Raw genomic sequence first — 17,964 nt, 5'->3', positions numbered from 1 at the left:
CTGCCACGTGGACCCGCTAACCGCTCATGGCCGAGAACACACCTGGGGTGAATCCCATGAAACGCTGGGCCAGCCGGGTGAAGGGCTCGGCGGACCCGGTGGCGGTGAACTCGTGGCGCGGCGGCTCGGTCCGCTCGGCGAACAGGTCCAGCTCGGTCAGCACGCGCACCAGGTCCTTGGCCGTCTCCTCGGCGCTGGAGACCAGCGTGACCTCCTGGCCCATGACGATCTGCAGCACGCCGGTGAGCAGCGGGTAGTGGGTGCAACCCAGCACCAGCGTGTCGACCTCCGCCCGCAGCAGCGGGTCGAGGTAGCCCTGGGCCAGGCCGAGCACCTGGCGGCCAGAGGTCACCCCGCGCTCGACGAAGTCGACGAACCGCGGGCACGCGACGCTGGTCACCTCGACGTCCCTGGCCGCGGCGAAGGCGTCCTCGTAGGCGCGGGAGCGGATGGTGCCCTCGGTGCCGATCACCCCGATGCGGCCGGAGTGCGTGGCGGCGACCGCGCGCCGCACGGCCGGGAGCACCACCTCCACCACCGGCACGTCGTACCGCTCGCGCGCGTCGCGCAGGCAGGCGGCCGAAGCGGTGTTGCAGGCGATCACCAGTGCCTTGACCCCGCTCTCGACGAGGTCGTCCAGTGCGGCCAGCGCCAGCTCCCGCGCCCTGGCGATGGGCAGCGGGCCGTAGGGGTTGTGCGCGGTGTCGCCGACGTACCGGAGTTGCTCGCCGGGCAGCTGGTCGACGATCGCCCTGGCCACGGTGAGCCCGCCGACGCCGGAGTCGAAGACGCCGATGGGCGCACTGGGGTCGGTCACACGTCGAGGTTACCGGGGGTGGCCGGGGCGGGCTTGACCGCGCGTTTCCGGCTGACCAGCCAGGCCGCGAGCACGCCGGACAACGCGCCGAACAGGTGGCCCTGCCAGGAGATGTTCGGATCGGTGGGCAGCACGCCCCAGATCATCCCGCCCCAGATGGCGAGCAGCGCCAGTGCCACGCCCAGCTGGCCCCAGCTGCGGTTGAACAGCCCGCGCACGAGCAGGAAGGCCAGCCAGCCGAAGGCCAGCCCCGAGGCGCCGACGGTGACCGCGTCCCCCGGTCCGACCAGCCACACGCCGAGCCCGCCGACCACCCAGATGATGCCGGTGACCACCAGGAACCGGCCGATCCCGGCCGCCATCGCGAGGAAGGCGAAGACCAGCACCGGGATGGTGTTGGCGAACAGGTGGCTCCAGCCGTCGTGCAGGGCGGGCGCCCAGATGATGCCGTCCAGCCCGGCCAGCGTTCTGGCCTGGATGCCGCCGTTGTCCAGGTTGGCCGGCAGGATCACGTCCACCAGCTCGACCAGGTAGAGCAGGACGACGAAGCCCAGCGCCAGCAGCGCCGCGGCCTTCGGCCGGTCGGGCAGCACGCGCTTGGCCGGATCCGTGGCCGGCGTGCCGCCGCCGGTGGGTTGCGCTGGAAGTGTGCTCACGATTTCCAGGCTAAGTCCCCGAAGCGGGCGCCGCCTCGGGAGAAATCCCTGATGTCGGACTCGGGGAAATTGATCTGGACGACGGATGCGCGTCCCGGCATAGTTTGCCCGGGAGGTGGTGGGAATGTCACCCGAAAGCCTGTCCCGCCGTGAGGTGTTCCTGCGCGGCGGCCTGATCGCCGCCGGTCTGAGCGTGGCCGACCCGCTCGCCGTGGCGCTGGCCGAGGAACCCGGAGCGGCTCCCGAAAGCAACGGCCGTCCTGGGGTGCGGCTGACCGAAGGCACGAACTTCTCGGTGGCGCTGTCGCCCGACGGCACCACCCTGGCGATGGACCTGGTCACCGGCATCTGGCTGCTCCCGGCGGCCGGCGGTGAGGCCAGGCGGCTGACCGACGACCTGCAGGACGCGACCCTGCCGAACTGGTCCCCGGACGGCAAAGCACTGGTGTTCCAGTCGTACCGCGACGGGAACTACCACCTGTACTCGCTGGACGTGGCCGGCGGCCAACCGCGCCAGCTCACCAGCGGGCCGTACGACCACCGCGAACCGGCCTTCTCGCCGGACGGCAAGCGGATCGCGCTCAGCAGCGACCGCGGTGGCAGCTACGGGATCTGGCTGCTCGATCCGGCGACCGGGCAGCTCCAGGCGCTGACCGACACCGCCGCGGAGGAGAGCGCGCCGCGCTGGTCCCGCGACGGGCAGCGCGTGCTGTTCACCGTGGACGACCTGGCCATCGACGCGATCACCGTGGCGAGCGGCGAGCGCAAGACGCTGCTGACCGCACCCGCCGGGGGCAAGATCTACGGCCCGGCGTTCGGCCCGGACGACCAGACCCCTGGCTACCTGCTGCTGCGTGGCGCCACCGCCGACCTGATGCTCGGGGACCAGCAGGTGACCCAGGGCGAGGACGTGTTCGGCTTCGCCGCCACCTGGACCGATTCCGGCGTGCTCTACACCGGCGACGGCCGCATCCGCCGCCGCACTGCCGAGTCCACTGTGGACATCCCGTTCAGCGCGGTGGTGCCGATCAAGCGCCGGGACTACCGGCACCGCGTGCGCGACCTCGATTCCCTGGCCCCGCAACCGGTTCGCGGGATCGCCGGCCCGGTGGTCTCCCCGGACGGCAAGACCATCGCCTTCCGCGCACTGAACGCGCTGTACCTGGTGCCCGCCGGTGGCGGCAAGCCGCAGCGCCTCACCTCGGACCAGTACTTCAGCTCCGACCCCGACTTCTCGCCGGACGGCAAGAAGCTGGTCTACGCCAGCGACCGGCTGGGCACCGCCGACCTCTGGGTGCGCGACCTCGCGTCCGGTGAGGACACGGTGCTCACCGCGTTGCCCGGCGCGCAGGTCGCGCCGCGCTGGTCCCCGGACGGCGGCAAGATCGCCTACACCGACCAGGACGGCGCGCTGTGGACGCTGGACGTGGCCTCGAAGGAGGTGCGGCAGCTGACGCCCGCGTTGTTCATGCCGGGCAGGCCGAGCTGGTCCGGTGACGGCAGCACGATCGCGCTGGCCGCGGTGAAGCCGTTCTCCAAGCGGTTCCGCGAGGGCACCAGCCAGATCCTGACCGTGCCCGCCGGTGGCGGCGAACTGACCTACACCGAGCCGATGCCGTTCCGCTCGCTCGCCACCCGCGGTGACGACGGGCCGCTGTTCTCCCCGGACGGCAAGCGAATGGCGTTCACCGTGGAGAGCACCGCGTGGGTGGTGCCGGTGGACGGCAAGGGCGCGTTCCTCGGCGAACCCCGGCAGGTCACCCGCGAGGTGACCGACTCGCTGGCCTGGCTGGACGACGGCACGCTGGTCTACCTGTGCAAGGGCGAGCTGCGCCGGGTCGCGGTGGACGGCGGGAAACCACGCACGATCCGCCTCGACTTCAGCTGGCGGCGCCCGAAACCGGCCGAGCGCACGGTCATCCACGTCGGCGGGCTCTGGGACGGCACGGCCGAGAAGCTGCGTGAGAACGTCGACGTGGTGGTGGAGAACGGGCGGATCAAGGAGATCCGGCCGCACCAGGGCACCGCGGACGTGGACGCGTCCGGGCTGACGGCCATACCGGGCCTGATCGACGCGCACAACCACTGGCACCTGCGCGGCAGGCACTGGGGTGACCGGCAGGGCAGGCTCTGGCTGTCCTACGGCATCACCACCACGCGCTCCCCCGGCGACCCGGTGTACCAGATGATCGAGACCCGCGAGGCGCTCGAATCCGGGGCCCGGCTCGGGCCGCGGTTCTTCGGCACCGGTGAGGCGATCGACGGTTCCCGCGTCTACTACAACTTCATGCGGCCGACGCTTTCGCCGGAGCAGTTGAAGCTGGAATTGGACCGGGCGGTCTCGCTGGGTTACGACCTGATCAAAACCTATGTGCGCCTTCCGGTCCGGCTGCAGCGCGAAACCGTTGAAGCCGCGCACCGGGCGGGCATCCCGCTGTCGTCGCACTACCTGTTCCCGGCGGCGAACCTCGGCATGGACGGGATGGAGCACGTCGGCGCGACCAACCGGCTCGGTTATTCGCACACGATCAGCCGGACCGGGTGGACGTACCAGGACTCGATCGAGTTGTTCGTGCGCTCGGGCATGTCGATAACGCCGACGCTGTTCAACTCCAAGGCCCTCTACGCCGACGACAAGTCACTCGTGGAGGACGAGCGCACCAAGGTCCTATTCCCCCAGTGGGAGTACGACCGGCTGGTCACCGACGCCGAGAACGCGGGCAAGCCGGAGAACGCCTACGTGCGCGACGTGCTGGCCGGGAACGTGGACATGGTGCTGCGCGTGCACCGCGCCGGCGGGTTCGTCATCAGCGGCACGGACACCCCGCTCGACAGCATCGCGATCTCGTTGCACCAGAACCTGCGCGCGATGGTCGAATTCGGCTTCACCCCGTACGAAGCGCTGGTCACCGCGACGCGGAACCCGGCGCGGCGGCTCGGCCTGGCCGGGCGGCTCGGTGAACTGCGGCCGGGGGCGTACGCGGACCTGTCGCTGGTGGAGGGCAACCCGCTGGCGGACATCCGGGCCGCGGCGGCGGTGCGGCAGGTTTTTGTCGGTGGGGTGGCGCACCGGGTGGACGACCTGCTGGCGCCGTTCCGGTCACCGGGTTCGGCGTCCATCGTGAACCCGGTGCTCCCGGCGAACACCACGGCCGCGCACTGGTGGCACCGGCCGGAGTGGTCCGAGCACGTCTGCTGCGGGATCTAGGAGGTGAGTTGCGGCTTGGGCGGTCGGAGTGACCTGCCGACCATCCAGGCCGCGACGATCCCGCCGATCGCGCCGCACAGGTGGCCCTCCCACGAGACGCCGGGCTCGCTCGGGAGCACGCCCCACAGCGCGTAGCCGTAGAGCGCGAAAACGCCGACGGCGATCACGATCTGCAGCAGGCTGCGAGCAAACAGGCCGCGTAGCAGCAGGAAGGTGAGCAGCCCGAAGACCAGTCCGGAGGCGCCGGCGTGCACGCCCTCGCTGCCGATCAGGAAGGTGCCGACGCCGGCGAAGAGCCAGATGATGGTGACCACGCCGAAGAACTGGCGGAGGCCGCCGGAGGTGGCGAGCAGGCCGAGCACCAGCAGCGGTACCGAGTTCGCGGCGAGGTGGTCCCAGCCGAAGTGGAGCATCGGGGCCCAGATCAGGCCGTCCCACTGCTCGATGGTGCGGGGCCAGATGCCGTCGTCGTCGAAGGGGTGGGCGAGCACGGTGTCGATGCCCTCGATCACCCAGAGCAGCCCGACGAAGCCGGTCACCACGATCAGCGAGGCCAGCGGTTTCGGCGGCAGGATCCGCTTGCCGGGCGGGACCGGCGGCTGGGGCGACGGCTCGGGCAACGTCATGCTTCGACGCTACCCGTCCGGTTCTGTCGGTGGTGGCCGGATAATGAAGGTCATGGACACGGTGGCGTTCGGCAGCCTGGCGACCGAGGTGGGAAAGGTGCTGGTCGCGGTCACCCCGGCGGGCCTGGCCTCGACGGCCTTCGACGACACGGCCGCGCTGCGGGAGGGCATCGCCGCGCGGCTCGGCCTGCCGGTGGTGGACGATCCGGCGCGCGTGGAGCCGGTGCTGGCCGAGCTGCGCGAGTACTTCGACGGCACGCGGGAGCGGTTCGGCTTCGCCGTCGACTGGCGCCTGTACTCGGCGACGCAGCAGCGGGTGCTCGGGACGCTGTACGAGACGGTGCCGTACGGCAAGACGGTCACCTATGGTGAGCTGGCCGAGCTCAGCGGGACCGGGGTGCCCGCGCGCGGGATCGGCTCGATCATGGGCAGCAACCCGATCCCGATCGTGGTGCCGTGCCACCGGGTGCTGGCGAGCACCGGCCTGGGCGGGTTCAGCGGGGGCGAGGGGGTGCCGTCGAAACGGCAGCTGCTCACGCTGGAGGGTCGGCTGCCGCAGGGCCTCTGGTGACCCCGACGATGAGGTCGGCCGCGGCGGCCGGGCTCAGGGGTGCTCGGGTGCCGTGAATGTGGCTTTCACTGCGAAATCGGGCGTGAATGTGGCTTTCACGGCATCGGGGAGGGCAACTCGACGAAGCGAGTGCGTGTCACGCGGCCAAGGAGCCCGGCTCCCCGCCGGGGGCCGGCTCCGGTCGAGTGGGCCCTCGGGTCAGCTGGTGCGCCGCGTGAAGGTGAGGTGGGTGACGCCGCTCGGCGAGGAGACGGATTCGATCCGGTAGTCCTGTTCCAGGCCCTCCAGCCCGTCCCACAGGCCGACGCCCCGGCCCAGCAGGATCGGCACGACCCCCACGTGCAGGTGGTCGATCAGCCGGGCGTCCAGGAATTCGCGGACCGTCGTGGGCCCGCCGCCGATGCGGATGTCCTTGCCTCCGGCGGCCTCGCGGGCGACTTCGAGCGCCTCGGCGGGGGAAGCGTCCAGGAAGTGGAAGGTCGCGCCGCCTGCCATTTCGATCGGGGCGCGGGTGTGGTGCGTGAGCACAAAAACCGGCGTGTGGAACGGCGGGTTGGGGCCCCAGGCCCCCTTCCAGTCCGGGTCCTCGTGCCACCCCGGGTGCCCGAACTTCCCGGCCCCCATGATCTCGGCACCGATCCCCGGCTCGTGCCGCTGGACGAAGGCGTCGTCGACGCCGCTGCTCCCGCCCGCCTGCCACCACCGCGTGGCGAACATCCACTGGTGCAGCCGATCCCCGGCGTGCCCGAAGTGCGCTTCGGCGCTCTGCCCGGCACCGGTGCCGTAGCCGTCGAGGGAAATGGCGAAGTTGTGCACGCGAACGAGGGCCATCGTGCGGCTCCTTCTCGGTCATCACCGTGGTCGGGCCCCAAGCCTGTCGCGGGCTGATTCATACGTCCAATGTCAATGCTGTTGCTGTCCCATAGATAGAGTCGATGCATGCTGGACGTGACCAGGCTGCGCGTCATCGACGCGCTTTCGCGGCTCGGCTCGGTGACCGCCGCGGCGAAGGAGCTCCACTACACCCAGCCGACGATCAGCCACCACCTCGCCCGGCTCGAAGCCGAGACCGGCGCGCAGTTGCTGCAGCGGGTGGGCCGCGGGATCCGGCTGACCCCGGCCGGGCAGCTGCTGGCGTCCCGGGCCGCCGAGATCCTCGGCCGGATCGACGCCGCCGACGCCGAACTGTCCGCGCACGTCGGCCTGAGCGCCGGGCGCGTGCGCCTGGCCAGCTTCTCGTCGGTGATCGGCTCGCTCGTCCCGCGCGCGGTGGCGGCGCTGACCGAACGCCACCCCGGCCTCCAGATCGGCCTGACCGACACGCAACCGCCCGAAGCGCTGGAAATGCTGCGCACCGGCAAGATCGACATCGCGATCATCTTCCGCTACGACGACACCGAACCCGAGCCACCGGACGTCCGGCTGCACCACCTGCTCGACGATCCGCTGTACCTGCTCGCGACCAGCCCCGGCCAAACGCTGGCCGGCCTGCGCGACGCCACCTGGATCGCCGGGTGCGCGCGGTGCCGCGTGCACCTGCTGTCGATGTGCGCCGACGCGGGCTTCGAACCGCGGATCGGCTACACCTCCGACGACATGGTCGTCATGCAGGCGCTCGTCGTGGCGGGGCTGGGCGTGACGACCAGCCCCGGCCTGGCGCTCCGCGCCCACCGCGCCGACGGCATCGTGGCGAGCGAACTGCCTGTGCGCCAACACATCTACGCCGCCACCTACGGCGAACCACCCGATCCGCCCGCCACCGCCGCGTTGCTGGCCGCACTGGTGGAGGCGGCCGCCGCCATCACGGCTTAGCGAAGTCGTCCGGCACGATGCGGAGCTTCTCCGCGATGCGCACGAGTGCCTTCTGGTCGGCCGCGTTGAGCGAGTCGAGCACGATCCGGCGGACCGACCGCAGGTGCGTGGGCGCCGCCTCGCGCACGACCTCGAAGCCCGCGTCGGTGAGTTCGGCGAGGGTGTAGCGCCCGTCGGCCGGATCGGGGGTGCGCACCACCCAGCCGCGCTGCTCGCAGCGTTTGACCACATTGGACAGCCGGGACAGCGACCCGCTGGCGAGGAAGGCCAGCTGCCCCATCCGCAGCGTGCGCTCCGGCGCCTCGGACAGGTGGCTGAGCACCAGGTACTCGAACAGGGTGAGCCCGTGGTCCTGCCGCAGCGGCGACTCCAGCTTGCCGGGCAGCAACAGCACGAGCGAGATCAGCCCCGTCCACGCCGCCTTCTCCGGCTCGTCGAGCCAGCGCAGTTCCTCGTCCTCGCTCATGAACACCCTCCGTCACTTTGCGCTTGAAGTCATCCGGCGCTACTATGACTTTACGCGTGAACTCAAACCCGAGGGAACGCACCCCTAGGAACAAGGAAGAGCGAGCACCATGAGCACCGTTACCTTCGGCGTCGTCCCCGGCTACGGCGAGAAGCTGCACGCGGCACTCGGTTACAGCGGGGCCGTCCGCGTCGACGACCGGGTCGAGATCTCCGGGCAGGCCGGGGTCGACGACGACCTGAACATCCCCGACTCACTGGAGGAGGAGATCGTCCGGGCCTTCGACAACGTGGAGCGCGCGCTCAACACCGTCGGCGCGACCTGGAAGGACGTCATCCACGTCAACTCGTACCACAAGGTCGGCCCCGGCGAGGACGTCATCGGCGACGACCACAACAAGGTCATGGCCGAGCAGTTCCGCCTCCGCCTCGGCGGCCGCGCGCCGATCTGGACCGAGACCGGCGTGACCGTGCTCGGCCTCGCCGCCATGCGCATCGAGATCCGCGTCACCGCGATCGTCGGCTCCGGGAGCTGAAACAACGAAGGCGGCTCCCGGAGAATCCGGGAGCCGCCTCGTCAGTCCACAAGGGAGGGTCAGGCCCAGAGCTCACCGTCGAGCCGGGCGGCGGCGTCGTCCAGGGTGCCGCTGTAGGCGCCGGTGGACAGGTACTTCCACCCCGCGTCCGCGACCACGAAGGCGACGTCGGCCGGTTCCCCCTTGGCCGCGGCCTTCTCCGCCACCGCCAGTGCCGCGTGCAGCACGGCACCGGTCGAGATCCCCGCGAAGATGCCTTCGTGCTCCAGCAGTTCCCGCGTTCGCCGGAGCGCGTCGTAGGCACCGACGGAGTAGCGGCCGTTGAGCACGCTCGCGTCGTACAGCTCGGGCACGAAGCCCTCGTCGATGTTCCGCAGGCCGTAGACCAGCTCGCCGTACCGCGGCTCGGCCGCGATGATCTGCACGTCCGGCTTCGCCTCGTGCAGGTACCGGCCGACACCGACCAGCGTGCCCGTGGTGCCGAGGCCGCCGACGAAGTGCGTCAGCGTGGGCAGGTCCTTCAGCAGCTCCGGCCCGGTGCCCCGGTAGTGCGCGTCGGCGTTCGCCGGGTTGCCGTACTGGTAGAGCATCACCCAGTCGGGATTGGCCTTGGCCAGTTCCTTCGCCCGGCGGACCGCCTCGTTCGACCCGCCCGCCGCCGGCGAGAACACGATCCGCGCGCCGTAGGCCTGCAGCAGCTGCTTGCGCTCGGCCGAGGTGTTCTCCGGCATCACGCAGACCAGCCCGTACCCCTTGAGCTTCGCCGCCATCGCCAGTGCGATCCCGGTGTTGCCCGAGGTCGGCTCCAGGATGGTGGACCCGCGGCGCAGCACGCCCTCCCGCTCGGCGGCCTCGATCATCGCCAGCGCGGGCCGGTCCTTGATCGAACCGGTCGGGTTGCGGTCCTCCAGCTTCGCCCACAGCCGGACGTCGTGCGTCGGCGACAGCCTGGGCAGCCCCACCAGCGGGGTGCCGCCGAGCGCGTCGAGCAGCGACTCGTAGCGCGCCATGGCCTAGCGCGCGCCGCCGGCCACCGCGGGCAGGATGGTCAGCGTGTCGCCGTCCTTGACCTCGGCCTCCAGGCCACCGGCGAAGCGCACGTCCTCGTCGTTGACGTAGACGTTGATGAACCGGTGCAGCTTCTCGTCCTTGACCAGGCGCGCCTTGATACCACCGTGGCGGCTCTCCACGTCGTCGATCACCTCGAGCACCGTCTTGCCGCTCGCCTCGACGGACTTCTCGCCGCCGGTGTGCGTGCGCAGGATGGTCGGGATGGACACGTTCACGGCCATGGATCTTTACCTCCGCTAGGGATCTCTCGTAGTGGGCTGACGTTCGGGCGAGTGCCGTTATTCCTCGATCTCGACCGGCTCCTCGGTGATCTCACCGTCGACGATCCGGTACGACCGGAGTTCGTGCACCTCGGGGTCCCTGGTGGAGACCAGCACGTAGTGCGCGAACGGCTCGGAGGCGTAGGACACGTCGGTGCGCGAGGGATAGGCCTCGGTGGCGGTGTGCGAGTGGTAGATCACCACGGGCACCTCGTCGTTGGCGTCCATCTCGCGGTACAGCTTGAGCAGATCACCGGAGTCGAACTCGTAGAACGTCGGCGAGCGCGCCGCGTTCAGCATGGGGATGAACCGCTCGGGGCGGCCCGAGCCGTCGTCCGGCCCGGCGATCACCCCGCACGCCTCGTCCGGGTGGTCCCGGCGGGCGTGCGCGATGATCTCGTCGACTAGGTCACGGCGGATCCGAAGCACGATCACATCCTATGTGCTGGACAACGGGCGTCCACCTAGTGAGACCGAGGCCTCGGGTGCTTGACCTCAGCCGGGGAAGGCCTCCGGCCACACCTCGCGGTAGGCCTTCAGGCCACCGGCGCCGGTCGCGGCCAGCAGGCCGTGCACCATCGCCCTGGCGAACACCCGCGCGGCGGCCGAGCACAGCTGGTCCAGCGCGCCCGCGCGCGAAGCGTCGGCGAACGGGCCCTCCACCACCGGCAGCTGCCGCGCCCCGGTGGCCAGCGCGAACACGGTGTCGCCGTCGAACATGGTGTGCGCCGGCCGCACGGCCCGCGCGAGCCCGTCCTGCGCGGCGACGGCCAGCCGCCGGGCCTCGGCCTTCGACAGCGCCGCGTCCGTCGCGACCACGCCGATCGTGGTGTTCAGGTCGGTCGGCGCGGCGGAAACCTCACCCGGCCGGTCCGGCCAGCGCACCCCGAACTCGCCATCGACCTCGTGGTCCGCCGCGAACGCCCGGCCCGTGCTCAGGTCGACGGCCTCACCGGAGGCGTTCACCGCGGCCAGCGCGCCGACCACGAACTCACCGACGCGCTCGCTCGCCGTGCCGATGCCGCCCTTGAGCGAGCCGACCGCCGCCCCGGCGCCGGCCCCGACCGTGCCCTGCGCGAATTCACCCGAAGCGGCGGCTTCGCAGGCCGCGTAGCCGAACGAGGCGTCCGGCCGGTTGCCCCACTCGCTCCGCGGCAGGTCGAACAGCACCGCGGCGGGCACGATCGGCACCACCTCGTGCGGCTGGGCCCCCACCGGGAAGCCCTTCGACCGCTCGCCGAGCCAGCGCATCACGCCGTCGGCCGCGGCCAGCCCGTACGCGCTCCCGCCGGACAGGCAGACCGCGTTGACCCGCTGCACCAGGTTCTCCGGCTCGAGCAGGTTGGTCTCGCGGGTGCCGGGCGCGCCACCGCGCTGGTCGACCGCGCCGACCGCGCCGTCGGGCACCAGCACCACCGTGGTGCCGGTGGCCCAGCCGTCGCCGACCCGCTGGTGGTGCCCGACCAGCACGCCGGGCACGTCGGTCAGCGCGTTCACTCGGTCAGCGCCTGGACCAGGCTTTCCTGCACCCAGGTCAGCCAGTGGTAGACGCCGAGGTGCGGTGCGCGCGGGTCCTCCGGCGGCAGCTCGTCGGGCATGTCCTCGGTGACGTCGAGCGCGGTGCCCAGCGCCAGGCGCACGTCGTTCAGCGCGGACAGCCAGGCGTCGGCCTGCTCGAAGCTCAGCCGCACCTCACCGCCGTCGGGTGACAGCGTCTCCAGCACCACCGCGGCCACGCCGACCTTCGCGTCCAGCAGCTCCGGCTCGTGCAGCGAGCGCAGCGCGGCGGCGGAGTCGAGGTCCTCCTTGGCCGGGGCGTCCGGGTCGAGGCGGTGGAAGTCGGGCAGCAACCGCGACAGCACCGGGTCGCTCGGCGCCTCGCTGGGGCCGGTGCGGATGCCCGTCAGCTCGGCCAGCTCGTCCTGCGGAGCTTCCTCCGACCGGGCGCGCAGCATGTCGTCGACCTGGCTGATCAGGCCGCGCAGCACCGCGGCCTCCTGCTGCTCGAAGCCCGCCTGCAGGCGCGCGCCCTTGCGGCGCCACGGCTTCACGACGGGTGCTCCATGGTCGCCCAGAGCCCCGCGGCGTGCAGTTTCGCCACGTCGGTCTCCACCTTCTCCTTGCCCCCGGACGAGACGATGGCCTTGCCCTTGTGGTGCACGTCCAGCATCAGCTTGGTGGCGTGGTCGCGGCTGTACCCGAACAGCTTCTGGAAGACGTAGGTCACGTACGACATGAGGTTCACCGGGTCGTTCCAGACCACGGTCTGCCACGGTTTGTCCTCAGCCCCCAGGTCGGCCGCGGACGGCTCCACCATCGGTTCGGCGGCAGGCGTACTCATGGCCTCCATGGTGTCACGTCGCCCACTTCCGGTGGTTCGGCAGGTCAGCCCATAGGGTTGAACCATGGCCAGTACGCGAACCGCCAGCACCGCACTGCTCACCGACCACTACGAGCTGACCATGCTGGGCAGCGCGCTCGCCGACGGCACCGCCGACCGGCCGTGCGTTTTCGAGGTGTTCGCCAGGCGATTGCCCGACGGCCGCCGCTACGGCGTGGTGGCGGGCACCGCGCGGGTGGTCGACGCGATCGGGGACTTCCGGTTCACCGACGCCGAGATTGAGCAGCTGGCGTCGACCGCGGTGGTGGACGAGCCGACCCTGTCCTGGCTGGCCGACTACGAGTTCTCCGGGGACGTCGACGGGTACGCCGAGGGCGAGCTGTACTTCCCCGGGTCGCCGATCCTCTCCGTCCGGGGCAGCTTCGGTGAGGCCGTGGTGCTGGAGACCCTGGTGCTGTCCATCCTCAACCACGACAGCGCGATCGCCTCGGCGGCCGCGCGCATGGCCGGGGCCGCGCACGGCAGGCCGATCATCGAGATGGGCGGGCGCCGCACGCACGAGTACGCCGCGGTCGCCGCCGCCAGGGCCGCCTACCTGGCCGGCTTCGCCACCACCTCGAACCTGGAGGCGGGCCGCCGCTACGGCATCCCCACCCGCGGCACCGTCGCGCACGCGTTCATGCTGCTGCACGACAGCGAGGAAGAGGCCTTCCGCGCGCAGGTGGACAAGCTCGGCGCGGACACCACGCTGCTGGTGGACACCTACGACATCACCGCGGGCATCGAGACCGCGGTCCGCGTGGCCGGCCCCGAGCTGGGTGCCATCCGGATCGACTCCGGTGACGTCGGCGTGCTCGCCCGCAAGGCCCGCGAGCAGCTCGACGCGCTCGGCGCCAAGGACACCCGCATCGTCGTCTCCGGCGACCTGGACGAGCACGCCATCGCGGGCCTGCGCGCCGAGCCGGTGGACGCGTACGGCGTGGGCACCTCGGTGGTCACCGGCTCCGGCGCGCCCACCGCGGGCATGGTCTACAAGCTGGTCGAGGTGGACGGCCGCCCGGTCGCCAAGCGCAGCACGCACAAGGAGTCGCGCGGCGGCCGCAAGGGCGCGTTCCGCAGGCACAAGCCGACCGGCACCGCGCTGGAGGAGGTCGTCTACCCGGCCGACGGGCCCGCGCCCGAACTCGGCCCCGACGACCGCGAGTTGCAGATCCCGCTGGTCCGGGCTGGACAGCGGGCCGAGGACCTGCCCACCCTGGACGACGCGCGGCAACTCCTGCGCAAGGGGCTGGTCAGCCTGCCGTGGGAAGGCCTCAAGCTGTCGCACGGCGAGCCCGCCGTGCCCACCGTTTTCCGCTGAAAGGGGCGCCTGCGATGGCGAACGCGTTGATCGTGGTGGACGTGCAGAACGACTTCTGCGAGGGCGGCGCGCTGGGGGTGGCGGGCGGGGCCGAACTGGCCTCGCGGATCTCCGCCTTCCTGCGGGAGAACGTCTACGACCAGGTGGTGGCCACCAGGGACTACCACATCGACCCCGGCGCGCACTTCAGCGACGAACCGGACTTCGTGCGCTCGTGGCCGCGGCACTGCGAGGCGGGCACCCCCGGCTCCGCCTTCCACCCGGCGCTCGACGTGGCGCCGATCTCGGCGGTCTTCTCGAAGGGGCAGTACAGCGACGGGTATTCGGGCTTCGAGGGCGTCACCGACACCGGCGACACCCTGGCGGACTGGCTGCGGGCGCGGGACGTGGACCGGGTCGACGTGGTCGGCATCGCCACCGACCACTGCGTCCGGGCCACCGCGCTGGACGCCGCCGGGGCCGGGTTCGCCGTGCGGGTGCTGCTGGACCTGACCGCGGGCGTCTCGCGGTCCACCGTGGACAACGCGCTGGCCGAGCTGCGCACCGCGGGCGCGGAACTGACCGGCACCCCGGTGGTCAGCGGCTGACCACCGGGGACCCGCTGGTCAGTCCCAGCCGTAGGGGGCGCAGCTGGCCGAGCCGACCAGGATCTCGCCGCTGACCGGGCCGCCGTCCGGGAACAGCTCGACGCGCATGGCGTGCGTGGTCAGGCTGCCGTCCGGCGGGTCGGGCACGACGATCTCGTTCAGCACCACCCTGGCCACCGGCTTGCCGTCCTGGCCGGGCACGTCCACGGTGTACCCGGCCGGGATGGACGGCGGCACCTCGATCCCGGTGACGTCGCTCAGCTCGACCAGGCCGCTGGCGCCGTTGGTGGTGGTGTCGCAGCGCGCGCTGAACGAGCGGACCTTGAGCACCGGGCCGCCGTACTTGCGCAGCACCTTGGTCTCGAAGCGCTGCCCGCGCACCATCGACGTGGCGAACCCGGTGTCGGCCGCCCGCGAGCACTGGGACTCGCTCTTGCCGAACTTCGTGGTCCCGGCCTCGACCCCGGGTGAACTGGCGCTGTCCTGCTCGCCCAGCCTGCACTCGGCGATCGGGCCCTCCTGCACGGTCTGCGCGCCGGCCGTCACGTCGACCGTGCCCGCGCTCGCCGACGCGACGGCCACCGGTTCCGCCTGCGCCACGCCCGCCGGGAGCAGCAGTCCACCGCAGGCACCCGCCACCACCGCGGCCAGCCAGGCCTTCCTCAACTTCGACACGGGGTCTCCCTCCACCCAAAACGTGAATGTCCCTTCATCGACATCGGCCGGGGAGATCAACAGCCGAACCCCGCCGGGCGGCTACCACCCGGAAGAGTGGACAGCGCCGGACAGTGAGCTACCCGACTTAGAGGGAAATTGCCGGTCCACCGGCGTTAGCCTGCCTCAGAGGGTGCGCAAACAGGGCATGGCGGCGCCCGCCGCGCCCTGTTTGCGCACCCTCTTAAGCCCTTGGCACAACGCTTTCGTGGAGGCCGCCTTGTCGACGCTGTCCCTCGCCGCCCGCCGTCCGGTGCTGGCGGATCTCATCCCCGGTGCGCTGGCCCGCGACCTCACCCTGGTCGCCGCCGGCGCCGGCTTCACCGGCCTGGCCGCGCAGTTGGTCATCCCGGTGCCGGGCAGCCCGGTGCCGATGACCGGGCAGACCTTCGCCGCCCTGCTCGTCGGCGCGGCGCTGGGCTGGCAGCGCGGTGGTGCCGCGATGCTGCTGTACCTGCTCGTCGGCGCGGCGGGCGTGCCGTGGTTCAACGGCGGCACCTCGGGCATGTTCGGCGCGAGCGCCGGGTACATCGCCGGCTTCGTGCTCGCCGGTGCGCTGGTCGGCGCGCTGGCCGGGCGCGGTGGTGACCGCACCCCGCTGCGCACCGCGGGCACCATGGTGCTCGGCAACCTGGTGATCTACGCGGTCGGCGTGCCGTGGCTGATGGCCGCCGCCTCGATGGACCTCGGCACCGCCTTCGACAAGGGCGTGCTGCCGTTCCTGATCGGCGACGCGCTGAAGATCGTGGTGGCCGCCGGGCTGCTGCCGGTCACCTGGGCGCTGGTGAACCGCTTCCGCCGCCAGAACTGACGGTGGCCCCCGGTACCGTTGCTCCTCGTGCCGAAGCCCGCTGAACTCACCGCCGCACGCAAGGACAGCTTTCCGGGGGTGCTGGAGCTGCTCACGCACGCCGTGGAGTCGGTGGGCGGGGCCGAGCGCGCCGGTCAGGTGGAGATGGCCGACGCGGTCGGCCGCGCCATCCGCACCGGCGAGCACCTCGCCGTGCAGGCGGGCACCGGGACCGGCAAGTCGCTCGCCTACCTGGTGCCCGCGATCCGGCACGCGGTGCAGAAGGGCACCACGGTGGTGGTCTCCACCGCGACCATCGCGCTGCAGCGGCAGCTCGTCGACCGGGACCTGCCCCGGCTGGCGAAGGCGCTGAAGAAGCCGCTCGGCCGCGAACCGACCTTCGCCATCCTCAAGGGCCGCCGCAACTACCTCTGCCTGCACCGGCTCGACACCGGCGCCCCGGAGGAGCCGGAGGACCAGGGCCTGTTCGACCCGTTCGCCGTCTCGCGCATGGGCAAGGAGGTCAAACGGCTGCACGAGTGGTCGTCGGACACCGAGACCGGCGACCGGGACGAGCTGGTGCCCGGGGTCTCCGACCAGGCGTGGCGGCAGGTGTCGGTGTCCGCGCGCGAATGCCTCGGCGTGTCCCGCTGCCCGATCGGCACCGACTGCTTCGCCGAGCGCGCGCGGGGTGAGGCCGGGCGCGCGGACGTGGTGGTGACCAACCACGCGCTGCTCGCCATCGACGCGCTGCAGGGCTACCAGGTGCTGCCCGAGCACGACCTGGTGGTCATCGACGAGGCGCACGAGCTGGTCGACCGGGTCACCTCGGTGGCCACCGCCGAACTGACCAGCGCGATGGTCTCCACCGCCGGGCGCCGCTGCGGGAAGCTGATCGACGCCGACGTCGCCGACCGGCTGATGGAGGCCAGCGACGGGCTGGCGCTGGTGCTCGACGACCTCCCGGCCGGACGGCTGGACTCGCTGCCGCAGGCGCTCAAGGGCGCGCTGCCCGCGGTTCGCGACGCCGCGCACACCTGCCTGAGCTCGCTCGGTTCCGATCGCAAGGACGACGGCGCCGACGAAGCCACCGCGCGCAAGCTCGCGCGCACCCTGCTGGAGGAGATCCACGACACCGCGGTCCGGCTGCTGGAGGCGTTCGACGAGGACCAGGCGCACCGGCCGGACGTGGTGTGGCTCAGCGGCGACCCGTACTCGTCGAACCCGCGCCCGCCCGCGCTGCACGTGGCCCCGCTGAGCGTGGCCGGGCTGCTGCGCGAACGGGTCTTCGGCGCGACCACCACGGTGCTCACCTCGGCCACGCTCGCGCTCGGCGGCACCTTCGACACGCTGGCCAGGCAGTGGGGGCTGCCGCCGTCGCAGGCGGCCGAGCGCAAGGCCGACCCCGGCACGGCCACCGAGAAGGCGGCGCCGTCGGACAAGGAGACCATCCGCTGGACCGGCCTCGACGTCGGTTCGCCGTTCGACCACCGCAAGAACGGCATCCTCTACATGGCCAAGCACCTGCCCACGCCCGGCCGGGACGGGCTCGCCGAGCGCACGCTGGACGAAATCGCCGAGCTGATCGACGCGGCGGGCGGGCGCACGCTCGGCCTGTTCTCCTCGATGCGGGCGGCGAAGCAGGCCACCGAGGAGCTGCGGGACCGGATCAAGCACCCGATCCTCTGCCAGGGCGACGATTCGACCTCGCTGCTGGTGCGCAAGTTCAGCGAGGACCCGCGCACCTGCCTGTTCGGCACGCTGTCGCTGTGGCAGGGCGTGGACGTGCCCGGCCCGTCGCTGCAGCTGGTGCTGGTGGACCGGCTGCCGTTCCCGCGGCCGGACGACCCGGTGTCCTCGGCCCGCCAGCGCGCGGTGGAGGCCCGTGGCGGCAACGGCTTCCTCACCGTCGCCGCCACGCACGCGGCGCTGCTGCTGGCGCAGGGCGTCGGGCGGCTGCACCGGTCGACCAGCGACCGGGGCGTGGTGGCCATCCTCGACTCACGGCTGGCGAACGCGCGGTACGGCGGTTTCCTGCGGGCTTCGCTGCCGCCGTTCTGGCCGACCACGGACCCGGAAGTGGCCAGAGCGGCACTGCGCAGGCTCGACGCCGCCGCCCCCGCCTGAACCCTCGTACTCCGCGGCAGTAC

The 17,964-nt window shown here is 71.8% G+C and carries 20 protein-coding genes; 8 read left to right on the top strand and 12 right to left on the bottom strand.

The features are described from left to right. Nucleotides 1-16: 16 nt before the first annotated feature. Both murI and JYK18_RS18280 read right to left on the bottom strand, forming a co-directional pair. A complete protein-coding gene (gene murI, locus JYK18_RS18285) occupies nt 17-817 on the bottom strand; it encodes a glutamate racemase (protein ID WP_206803179.1) in 801 nt (266 codons plus the stop codon). Continuing rightward, a complete protein-coding gene (locus JYK18_RS18280; RefSeq protein WP_206803178.1) occupies nt 814-1,473 on the bottom strand; it encodes a rhomboid family intramembrane serine protease in 660 nt (219 codons plus the stop codon). The genes murI and JYK18_RS18280 overlap by 4 nt, the downstream gene beginning before the upstream one ends. Before the next feature lie 124 nt (nt 1,474-1,597). Here JYK18_RS18280 and JYK18_RS18275 point away from each other — a divergent pair, with 124 nt between their 5' ends. Continuing rightward, nucleotides 1,598-4,681: an amidohydrolase family protein gene (locus JYK18_RS18275; RefSeq protein ID WP_206803177.1), complete on the top strand. Its 3,084-nt coding sequence runs from the start codon at nt 1,598-1,600 to the stop codon at nt 4,679-4,681. Here JYK18_RS18275 and JYK18_RS18270 read toward each other — a convergent pair. Beyond that, on the bottom strand, nt 4,678-5,307 hold the full coding sequence (locus JYK18_RS18270; RefSeq protein WP_206803176.1) for a rhomboid family intramembrane serine protease: 630 nt from the start codon (nt 5,305-5,307) through the stop codon (nt 4,678-4,680). The genes JYK18_RS18275 and JYK18_RS18270 overlap by 4 nt on opposite strands. Before the next feature lie 52 nt (nt 5,308-5,359). On the opposite strand from JYK18_RS18270, the gene JYK18_RS18265 reads away from it, so the two are divergent. Beyond that, a complete protein-coding gene (locus JYK18_RS18265; RefSeq protein WP_206803175.1) occupies nt 5,360-5,878 on the top strand; it encodes a methylated-DNA--[protein]-cysteine S-methyltransferase in 519 nt (172 codons plus the stop codon). Nucleotides 5,879-6,076: 198 nt separating this feature from the next. On the opposite strand, the gene JYK18_RS18260 is transcribed toward JYK18_RS18265, so the two are convergent. Further along, on the bottom strand, nt 6,077-6,709 hold the full coding sequence (locus JYK18_RS18260) for a dihydrofolate reductase family protein (protein ID WP_206803174.1): 633 nt from the start codon (nt 6,707-6,709) through the stop codon (nt 6,077-6,079). 108 nt (nt 6,710-6,817) lie between these two features. Here JYK18_RS18260 and JYK18_RS18255 point away from each other — a divergent pair, with 108 nt between their 5' ends. Continuing rightward, nucleotides 6,818-7,690 carry a LysR family transcriptional regulator gene (locus JYK18_RS18255; protein WP_206803173.1) on the top strand — a complete coding sequence of 291 codons (873 nt, stop codon included), beginning with the start codon at nt 6,818-6,820 and terminating at the stop codon, nt 7,688-7,690. On the opposite strand, the gene JYK18_RS18250 is transcribed toward JYK18_RS18255, so the two are convergent. Continuing rightward, complete coding sequence (locus tag JYK18_RS18250) at nt 7,680-8,156, bottom strand: MarR family winged helix-turn-helix transcriptional regulator (protein ID WP_206803172.1); 477 nt, start codon at nt 8,154-8,156, stop codon at nt 7,680-7,682. The two genes, JYK18_RS18255 and JYK18_RS18250, sit on opposite strands and share 11 nt — an antisense overlap. Before the next feature lie 109 nt (nt 8,157-8,265). Here JYK18_RS18250 and JYK18_RS18245 point away from each other — a divergent pair, with 109 nt between their 5' ends. Further along, nucleotides 8,266-8,691: a Rid family hydrolase gene (locus JYK18_RS18245; protein ID WP_206803171.1), complete on the top strand. Its 426-nt coding sequence runs from the start codon at nt 8,266-8,268 to the stop codon at nt 8,689-8,691. A 59-nt stretch (nt 8,692-8,750) separates the two neighbouring features. Here the strand turns inward: JYK18_RS18245 and JYK18_RS18240 are convergent, their stop codons facing one another. From JYK18_RS18240 to clpS, 6 genes are all read right to left on the bottom strand, one after another. Continuing rightward, a complete protein-coding gene (locus JYK18_RS18240; protein ID WP_206803170.1) occupies nt 8,751-9,701 on the bottom strand; it encodes a PLP-dependent cysteine synthase family protein in 951 nt (316 codons plus the stop codon). 3 nt (nt 9,702-9,704) lie between these two features. Further along, on the bottom strand, nt 9,705-9,983 hold the full coding sequence (locus JYK18_RS18235) for a MoaD/ThiS family protein (RefSeq protein WP_153035571.1): 279 nt from the start codon (nt 9,981-9,983) through the stop codon (nt 9,705-9,707). 57 nt (nt 9,984-10,040) lie between these two features. Then, nucleotides 10,041-10,451, bottom strand: a complete 411-nt coding sequence (locus tag JYK18_RS18230) for a M67 family metallopeptidase (RefSeq protein WP_307795947.1) — start codon at nt 10,449-10,451, stop codon at nt 10,041-10,043. 66 nt (nt 10,452-10,517) lie between these two features. Continuing rightward, nucleotides 10,518-11,519: a P1 family peptidase gene (locus JYK18_RS18225; protein ID WP_307795946.1), complete on the bottom strand. Its 1,002-nt coding sequence runs from the start codon at nt 11,517-11,519 to the stop codon at nt 10,518-10,520. Beyond that, nucleotides 11,516-12,073 carry a DUF2017 domain-containing protein gene (locus JYK18_RS18220; RefSeq protein ID WP_206803168.1) on the bottom strand — a complete coding sequence of 186 codons (558 nt, stop codon included), beginning with the start codon at nt 12,071-12,073 and terminating at the stop codon, nt 11,516-11,518. The genes JYK18_RS18225 and JYK18_RS18220 overlap by 4 nt, the downstream gene beginning before the upstream one ends. Continuing rightward, the gene (gene clpS / locus JYK18_RS18215; protein WP_206803167.1) at nt 12,070-12,363 is read right to left on the bottom strand and encodes an ATP-dependent Clp protease adapter ClpS; all 294 of its coding nucleotides are present in this window, start codon (nt 12,361-12,363) and stop codon (nt 12,070-12,072) included. Before clpS ends, JYK18_RS18220 begins: the two co-directional genes overlap by 4 nt. Before the next feature lie 64 nt (nt 12,364-12,427). Here clpS and JYK18_RS18210 point away from each other — a divergent pair, with 64 nt between their 5' ends. Together JYK18_RS18210 and JYK18_RS18205 are read left to right on the top strand one after the other, a co-directional pair. Then, nucleotides 12,428-13,723, top strand: coding sequence for a nicotinate phosphoribosyltransferase (locus JYK18_RS18210; RefSeq protein ID WP_206803166.1), 1,296 nt, complete (start codon nt 12,428-12,430; stop codon nt 13,721-13,723). A gap of 14 nt (nt 13,724-13,737) precedes the next feature. Beyond that, nucleotides 13,738-14,310, top strand: coding sequence for an isochorismatase family protein (locus JYK18_RS18205; protein ID WP_206803165.1), 573 nt, complete (start codon nt 13,738-13,740; stop codon nt 14,308-14,310). A gap of 18 nt (nt 14,311-14,328) precedes the next feature. Here JYK18_RS18205 and JYK18_RS18200 read toward each other — a convergent pair whose 3' ends face one another. Continuing rightward, nucleotides 14,329-14,985 (bottom strand): hypothetical protein, encoded by a 657-nt coding sequence (locus JYK18_RS18200; RefSeq protein ID WP_206803164.1) that lies wholly within the window; start codon nt 14,983-14,985, stop codon nt 14,329-14,331. A gap of 259 nt (nt 14,986-15,244) precedes the next feature. Here JYK18_RS18200 and JYK18_RS18195 point away from each other — a divergent pair, with 259 nt between their 5' ends. Then, nucleotides 15,245-15,835 carry a biotin transporter BioY gene (locus JYK18_RS18195; RefSeq protein WP_242579233.1) on the top strand — a complete coding sequence of 197 codons (591 nt, stop codon included), beginning with the start codon at nt 15,245-15,247 and terminating at the stop codon, nt 15,833-15,835. 27 nt (nt 15,836-15,862) lie between these two features. Continuing rightward, on the top strand, nt 15,863-17,941 hold the full coding sequence (locus JYK18_RS18190; RefSeq protein ID WP_206803163.1) for an ATP-dependent DNA helicase: 2,079 nt from the start codon (nt 15,863-15,865) through the stop codon (nt 17,939-17,941). Nucleotides 17,942-17,964 lie beyond the last annotated feature (23 nt).

It is taken from the genome of Amycolatopsis sp. 195334CR, from assembly GCF_017309385.1.
Lineage (GTDB): Bacteria > Actinomycetota > Actinomycetes > Mycobacteriales > Pseudonocardiaceae > Amycolatopsis.
Note: the sequence above shows the minus strand (reverse complement) of the source record. Positions and strands in the feature narration are given on the sequence as shown.

What these genes read in the sequence shown, in the direction of transcription:
- JYK18_RS18265 (WP_206803175.1), top strand. Translation starts at nt 5,360, where the DNA reads ATGGACACGGTGGCGTTCGGCAGCCTGGCGACCGAGGTGGGAAAGGTG.
- JYK18_RS18250 (WP_206803172.1), bottom strand. Translation starts at nt 8,156, where the DNA reads ATGAGCGAGGACGAGGAACTGCGCTGGCTCGACGAGCCGGAGAAGGCG.
- JYK18_RS18210 (WP_206803166.1), top strand. Translation starts at nt 12,428, where the DNA reads ATGGCCAGTACGCGAACCGCCAGCACCGCACTGCTCACCGACCACTAC.
- JYK18_RS18240 (WP_206803170.1), bottom strand. Translation starts at nt 9,701, where the DNA reads ATGGCGCGCTACGAGTCGCTGCTCGACGCGCTCGGCGGCACCCCGCTG.
- clpS (WP_206803167.1), bottom strand. Translation starts at nt 12,363, where the DNA reads ATGAGTACGCCTGCCGCCGAACCGATGGTGGAGCCGTCCGCGGCCGAC.
- JYK18_RS18205 (WP_206803165.1), top strand. Translation starts at nt 13,738, where the DNA reads ATGGCGAACGCGTTGATCGTGGTGGACGTGCAGAACGACTTCTGCGAG.
- JYK18_RS18235 (WP_153035571.1), bottom strand. Translation starts at nt 9,983, where the DNA reads ATGGCCGTGAACGTGTCCATCCCGACCATCCTGCGCACGCACACCGGC.
- JYK18_RS18275 (WP_206803177.1), top strand. Translation starts at nt 1,598, where the DNA reads ATGTCACCCGAAAGCCTGTCCCGCCGTGAGGTGTTCCTGCGCGGCGGC.
- JYK18_RS18245 (WP_206803171.1), top strand. Translation starts at nt 8,266, where the DNA reads ATGAGCACCGTTACCTTCGGCGTCGTCCCCGGCTACGGCGAGAAGCTG.
- JYK18_RS18260 (WP_206803174.1), bottom strand. Translation starts at nt 6,709, where the DNA reads ATGGCCCTCGTTCGCGTGCACAACTTCGCCATTTCCCTCGACGGCTAC.
- JYK18_RS18255 (WP_206803173.1), top strand. Translation starts at nt 6,818, where the DNA reads ATGCTGGACGTGACCAGGCTGCGCGTCATCGACGCGCTTTCGCGGCTC.
- JYK18_RS18270 (WP_206803176.1), bottom strand. Translation starts at nt 5,307, where the DNA reads ATGACGTTGCCCGAGCCGTCGCCCCAGCCGCCGGTCCCGCCCGGCAAG.